Source organism: Bradyrhizobium sp., from assembly GCF_049798375.1.
In the GTDB taxonomy this organism is placed as follows: domain Bacteria; phylum Pseudomonadota; class Alphaproteobacteria; order Rhizobiales; family Xanthobacteraceae; genus Bradyrhizobium.
The window spans coordinates 1-5,708 of sequence record NZ_JBARGP010000309.1; the positions used below are offsets into that span (position 1 = coordinate 1).

The window sequence follows — 5,708 nt, forward strand, 5'->3', positions numbered from 1 at the left end:
TCGGTATTAATGCGCTCGACTTGGTGGTCCGACAGTTGACCCAGGCGGAAGCGAGCGATGCAGCGGAGGAGGCGCGGCTGAGGGCGCTGCTCGGCAGCACAGGTTCATTGTTCGAGTTGAACCGCGAGCTCGCTGAGAAGCTCGCAAACGGGGCTCTCGATCTCAGCACGCCCGGCGTGAGGGAGCATCTCTGGCAAACCACGCTCGACAAGCTCGCCGTGGACCAGCCGAACTACGCGTCGTATAAGCGCGAGTCAGTGAGGGGCGGTGACGATGCCTAGCTCTCCGCCGTCATTGCGAGCGAAGCGAAGCAATCCAGAATCTCTCCGCGGAACCAGCCTGGATTGCTTCGTCGCTGACGCTCCTCGCAATGACGGCCGTGAGAGCTTATTTCCCCAGCCACTTCGGCGGGCGCTTCTCGGAAAACGCTTTCGGTCCCTCGATGTAGTCCTGCGAGGCCGCCATGGCCTGCACGGCCGGGTAGTCGCGCTGTTCGGTGATGGCCTGCTCCAGCGACACTGCCATGCCCATGCGGATCGCCTGCTTGGAGGCGCGGATCGACATCGGCGAGTTCTTGGTGATGGTCTCGGCCCAGCGCTCCGCCGCGGCCAGCGCTTGGCCCTGCGGCACCACTTCATTGACGAAGCCGAGCTCAAGGCCCTCCTTGGCGCTGACGTGGCGTGCCGTGAGGATCATGCCCATCGCACGCTTCATGCCGATCTGTCGCGGCAGCCGCTGCAGGCCGCCGGCCAGCGCCGCAAGCCCGACGCGCGGCTCGGGCAATGCGAAGGTGGCATTCTCCGCGGCAATGATGAGGTCGCAGGCCAGCGCGATCTCGAAGCCGCCGCCCATCGCGACGCCGTTGACGGCGGCGATGATCGGCTTGTCGCAGTCGAAGCGCGAGGTGAGGCCGGCGAAGCCGCCCTTGTCCCAGCCGCGCTTGCCGCCGGCTGCCTGCCATTTCAGATCGTTGCCGGCGCAGAACGCCTTGTCGCCTTCGCCGGTGACGATGGCGACCCATTGCTCGGGGTCGGCGGCGAAGTCGTCGAACACCTTGTTGAGTTCGAAATGCGCCTCGATGTGCAGCGCGTTGTAGACCTCGGGCCGCGCCAAGGTGACGATCGTGATCGGCCCCTTGCGGGTGACTTTCGAGAATTTCAGCTCCATCGACGCATCCTCCGGGATTCTTGTGTGTGCTCGTCGACGACCTTAGCGCGGACGCAGCTTCCGTGGTCATCCAAATACGCAAGCGGGCCGAGCGCCACGAGCGCAGCACCGCTGTCAGAACAACGACAATAACGATCTGGGAGAAACGCCGTGGATTTTTCGCTGCCCAAGGAGCTCACAGCCTATCTCGACGAGCTCGACCGCTTCATCGAAGCCGAGATCAAGCCGCTGGAGCAGGCGGATGACAACATCCGCTTCTTCGACCATCGTCGCGAATGGGCGCGCACCGACTTCGACAATGGCGGCCTGCCGCGGCATGAATGGGAGAAGCTGCTACGCAAGGCCAAGGACCGCGCCGACGCGGCCGGGCATCTGCGCTTTGCGATCCCGAAGCGTTACGGCGGCAAGGACGGCACCAACCTGTGGATGGCCGTGATCCGGGAGTATTTCGCCGCCAAGGGCCTCGGCCTGCATAATGATCTGCAGAACGAGCATTCGATCGTCGGCAATTTGCCCATCGTCACCATGCTCGATCGCTACGGCACCGACGAACAGAAGGCGATGATCGACGGCTCGATCACCGGCAAATACCGCATCACCTTCGGTCTCACCGAGCCGCATCACGGCTCGGACGCGACGCATATGGAAACCAAGGCGGTGCCGGCCACGCGCGACAACGTCAAGGGCTGGCTGATCAACGGCGAGAAGATGTGGACGACCGGCATGCATGTCGCCACCCATTGCGCGCTGTTCGCGCGCACGGATGGCAATGACGGCGACGCGCGCGGCATCACCTGCTTCCTGGTGCCGGCGAAGAGCGATGGTGTGAAGGTCGAGGAGTATATGTGGACCTTCAACATGCCGACCGATCATCCGCGCGTCAGCTTTACGGATGTGTTCGTGCCGGACGACGCGCTGTTCGGAGAAGTCGGCCGCGGGCTGTCGCTAGCGCAGTGCTTCGTGCACGAGAACCGCATCCGCCAAGCCGCGAGCTCGCTCGGCGCCGCGGTGTTCTGCATCAATGAGAGCGTGAACTACGCGCGTGAGCGCAAACCGTTCGGCAAGGCGCTGGCCGAGAACCAGGCGATCCAGTGGCCGCTGGTGGAGCTTGCGACGCAAGCCGAGATGCTGCGGCTGCTGATCCGCAAGACCGCCTGGGAGATGGATCAGCTCACCCAGCCGCAGGTCGAGCATACGCTGTCGGACAAGGTCTCGATGTGTAACTACTGGGCCAACCGGCTGTGCTGCGAGGCGGCCGACCGCGCCATCCAGGTCCATGGCGGCATGGGTTATTCACGGCACAAGCCGTTCGAGCACATCTACCGCCATCACCGCCGCTACCGCATCACCGAGGGCAGCGAGGAGATCCAGATGCGGAAAGTGGCAGGCTTCCTGTTCGGCTATATGGGCGCGGGCAAACGCTAGGCGACATCGCGTCGGCGCGTTGGAGCCGCAGGCTGCGCAAGCGGTAGCTGCAACGGCGCGCCGTCGGGGTGGAACACCTTGTCGTGGGGCTGCGGCCGGCCCAGCAGATAGCCCTGGGCTTCGTCGCATCCTTCGCTCTGCAGGATGTCGAGCTGCGTCTGGTTTTCGACACCCTCGGCCAGGATCGGCACGCCCATGCTCTTGCCGAGCGCGAGCACGGCCCGCATCACGGCCAGCGATTGCGGGCTGGTCTCGACCTCCGTCATGAACAGGCGGTCGAGCTTGATCTTGTCGAACGGGTAGGCGCGAAGAGTCTCGAAAGAGGAATAGCCGGTGCCGAAATCGTCGAGCGAGATCGTGACGCCGAGCGCCTTGATCTGGCGCAGCATGTGCAGCGCGGTGTTCTTGTCGTTGATGAGCGCGCTTTCGGTGATCTCGAGCTCCAGACGCGACGGCGGCAGGCCGGTCTCCAAAAGGATCTGATGGATCCGCCGCGGCAGATCGGATTGCCCGAGCTGGACCGGCGACAGGTTGACCGAGATCCGATGCGGCGTCGTCCAGGCCGCCGCGCGGCGGCAGGATTCGCGGAGCACCCATTCGCCGATCTGGATGATCGAGCCGGTCTCCTCGGCGAGCGAGATGAATTCCAGCGGCGGCACCAGCCCGCGCTGCGGATGCTGCCAGCGCAGCAGCACCTCGTAGCCGCAGATGGTCGATTCCGGGATCGACACCTGGACCTGGAAATACAATTCGAGCTGGTTGAGTTCGACCGCGCGGTCGAGTTCGCGCGACAGGATCTGGCGCTGGCGGACCGCATCGTCGAGCTTGCTCTCGTAGAAGCAGACGGCTTTCGACGGATCGGATTTGGCGCGATCCATCGCGAGGTTGGCGTTGCCAACGAGCGCCTCCGAGGTGGTTGCGTCGTCGGGAAATACGGCCACGCCGATGCTGGCGCCGGACTCGATCGTCAACTCGCCGATCTGCAGCGGTTGGAACAGCGTCGCTTCAAGCCGTTGCAGCAGGGAAAGCAGATCGCTTTGCGCGCGGACCTGCTTGAACGCAGCGAATTCGTCACCACCGATCCGGGCGGTAAAGCCCTCGGCTCCGATGCACTGCTCGATCCGGCCGGAGACGATCTTCAACGCCTGGTCGCCGGCCCGATATCCTCCGAAATCATTAATCTCCTTGAAGCGGTCAAGATTGATGATGATGACGGCGAGACGGCCGGAGCCTTTCTGCGTGCGCAGCCGTTCGCTTTCGAGATGACCGGCAAAGCTCTTGCGATTGGCGAGGCCGGTGAGCGGGTCGGTCAGCGCCATCTGCTGCAGACGCTGTGTCGTCTCGTTACGGAAGCGTGCATCGGTCATGTAGCTGGCGACGCCGGTGCCGACCACGAACAGCGAGACGCTGGCGACCGCGACCGCCATGGCGTGCATCACGAGCTCACTGCTGTCGCCGGATGCGAGCGGCACCACCGAGACCGCCGCCATGCCGGTGAAATGCAGGGAGATGATCGCCAGCGCGAAGAACAGGATGGTCGCGTGTTGAAATTTGGGCTTGTCGATCTGGGTGCTGAAGTAAAGGGCGACGATGGCCAGCACGGCGCAGCAGATCACAGAGGCGCCGACATAGCTGGCGTCCCAGGTCACGATGCCGCTGATGTGATAGGCCATCATGCCGACGTAGTGCATGGCCGATACCGCGCTGCCGACGATCGTACCGGACAGCAACGTCATGTCGCGGTCCGGCTTGGCCGCGGTCAGGCCGAAGCCGATGGCGAAACCGAAGATCGCGATGGCCAACGAGGCGATCGTCAGGATCGGGTCGAACGCCACCGGGGTGTCCGGATCGTAGGCGAGAATCGCCACGAAATGCGTGCACCAGACCGACGAGCCGCCAACCAGGGCGGTCTGAAGCACCCAGCCGACCCGCTGCAACCCGTCCGTCCGTCGCGCGCGTTCGAGCAGCCGAACCGAGACCGTGCAGCCGATGATGCACACGATCGCTGCAAGCAAGACGAGCCAAGGATTGTGTTCGGAAACGAGACAGGAGATGACGCGCATGACAATTCCGGATTACGGCCGCTCTTGCACGTACCGCGGTTATCCGAACATTGCGTTAGCGCGGAGCGCGCTGCCGTAAATCGCGCGCACCGCGCCTGCTGCGCGACTTCGAGTTGATCGACGCAGAGGTCGGGATCCGCTTACGAACCCCCGTACAAGCACGGTCGAGCGAGCCTCGCCGATGCACCAGCGGCCCAATCCAGTGATATCTGCGGCCGTTCAGTTCACCTGTCGCTCTTTGCCGCTCCAATAGGGATCGCGCAGGTTGCGGCGCAGGATCTTTCCCGAGGGATTGCGCGGCAGCGCGGCGACGAAATCCACGCTCTTGGGCGTCTTGAAGCCGGCGATGCGCGTGCGGAGAAAGTTAATGATCTCTGTCTCGGTTACAGCCTTGCCGGGCTTGAGCGCGACGACCGCCTTGACCGCTTCGCCCCATTTGTCGTCGGGGACGCCGATTACGGCGGCTTCGGCGACATCCGGGTGGTCGCACAACGCGCTCTCGACCTCGGCGGGATAGATGTTCTCGCCGCCGGAGATGATCATGTCCTTGATGCGGTCGTGGATGTAGACGTAGCCATCCTCATCCATGTAGCCGGCATCGCCGGTACGCAGCCAGCCGTCCGCAGCCAAGGTGCGTGCGGTCGCGTCCGGCAGATTCCAGTAGCCGACCATGTTGGAGCCCGAGCGGGTGGCGATCTCGCCGACCTCACGCGGCGGGAGTTTGTTGCCGTTCGGATCGAGGATCGCGACCTCCACGCCAGGCAGCGGCTTGCCGGCCGAACGCATGCGCTCCAGGCCTTCGACATGATCTTCCGGCGGCAAGGCGACGATGGTGCCGGTGGTCTCGGTCATGCCGTACATCTGCACGAAGCCGCATTTGAAGACCTCGATGCATTCCTTCAGCAGGGCGGCCGGGATCGGCGATGCGCCATAGAGCATGTATTTCAGCCTGGAGAAGTCGACCTGCCGCGCGCGGGGCAGGCGAACCACGAACTGCATCGCGGCCGGCACCATGAACAGCTTGGTGATGCCGGATTGCTCGAAATAATCGAG

The 5,708-nt window shown here is 63.9% G+C and carries 5 protein-coding genes; 2 read left to right on the forward strand and 3 right to left on the reverse strand.

Annotation, left to right across the window (positions count from 1 at the left end; translation table 11 throughout):
* On the forward strand, positions 1-281 hold a 281-nt coding region (locus tag WA702_RS13235; RefSeq protein WP_425110977.1), incomplete at its 5' end, for a DUF6285 domain-containing protein.
* 106 nt (positions 282-387) lie between these two features.
* Here WA702_RS13235 and WA702_RS13240 read toward each other — a convergent pair.
* Positions 388-1,167 carry an enoyl-CoA hydratase-related protein gene (locus WA702_RS13240; protein WP_425110978.1) on the reverse strand — a complete coding sequence of 260 codons (780 nt, stop codon included), beginning with the start codon at positions 1,165-1,167 and terminating at the stop codon, positions 388-390.
* A gap of 150 nt (positions 1,168-1,317) precedes the next feature.
* On the opposite strand from WA702_RS13240, the gene WA702_RS13245 reads away from it, so the two are divergent.
* Entirely contained in the window at positions 1,318-2,592 is a 1,275-nt protein-coding gene (locus WA702_RS13245) for an acyl-CoA dehydrogenase family protein (RefSeq protein WP_425110979.1), read from the forward strand.
* On the opposite strand, the gene WA702_RS13250 is transcribed toward WA702_RS13245, so the two are convergent.
* Together WA702_RS13250 and WA702_RS13255 are read right to left on the reverse strand one after the other, a co-directional pair.
* On the reverse strand, positions 2,589-4,655 hold the full coding sequence (locus WA702_RS13250; RefSeq protein WP_425110980.1) for a putative bifunctional diguanylate cyclase/phosphodiesterase: 2,067 nt from the start codon (positions 4,653-4,655) through the stop codon (positions 2,589-2,591). The genes WA702_RS13245 and WA702_RS13250 overlap by 4 nt on opposite strands.
* A 219-nt stretch (positions 4,656-4,874) precedes the next feature.
* Positions 4,875-5,708: AMP-binding protein (locus WA702_RS13255; protein WP_425110981.1), on the reverse strand; the 834-nt coding region annotated here is incomplete at its 5' end.

What these genes read in the sequence shown, in the direction of transcription:
- WA702_RS13240 (WP_425110978.1), bottom strand. Translation starts at nt 1,167, where the DNA reads ATGGAGCTGAAATTCTCGAAAGTCACCCGCAAGGGGCCGATCACGATC.
- WA702_RS13250 (WP_425110980.1), bottom strand. Translation starts at nt 4,655, where the DNA reads ATGCGCGTCATCTCCTGTCTCGTTTCCGAACACAATCCTTGGCTCGTC.